This is a genomic window from Faecalibacterium gallinarum (assembly GCF_022180365.1).
Classification (GTDB): Bacteria; Bacillota; Clostridia; order Oscillospirales; family Ruminococcaceae; genus Faecalibacterium; species Faecalibacterium gallinarum.
In genome coordinates this window covers 1-334 of record NZ_BQKV01000033.1, presented here as the reverse complement: position 1 = coordinate 334, position 334 = coordinate 1, and the positions used below count along the sequence as shown (strand labels likewise).

Genomic DNA, 334 nt, shown 5'->3' with positions numbered 1-334 from the left:
TTTCTGTGTGGAAATCCCTATTCAGCAGATTTTCATATCTGTGAACCTGCTGTCCAAGCTGCTTCCACTGCCTGCGTCTGCGTATTTCAGACAGCAATCCGTTTGTTTTCATAAGTCTGAGGACAGTTTTAGGATTCCTGTGATAGCCGTTTTTGTCCAGCCACAGATGCATCCGGCGATAGCCATATGTATTTTTGCACCTCTTCTGCTGCCGGGCGATCTGGTCTATAATCGACTGATTTGGGTTCGGACGGTTCAGATTGTGGGTATAGGCGTAGTACCCACTCCGGGAAACACCAAAGAATTTGCACATCCGCCAAATCGGATACTCTTC

2 protein-coding genes are annotated in these 334 nt (G+C 47.3%); both read right to left on the bottom strand.

Annotation, left to right across the window (positions count from 1 at the left end; translation table 11 throughout):
- Positions 1-220, bottom strand: a 220-nt coding sequence (locus JCM17207_RS13825) for an IS3 family transposase (RefSeq protein ID WP_373871929.1), incomplete at its 3' end; no start/stop codon positions are given.
- Positions 129-334: hypothetical protein (locus JCM17207_RS05735; protein ID WP_238316670.1), on the bottom strand; the 206-nt coding region annotated here is incomplete at its 5' end. The genes JCM17207_RS05735 and JCM17207_RS13825, both read right to left, overlap by 92 nt.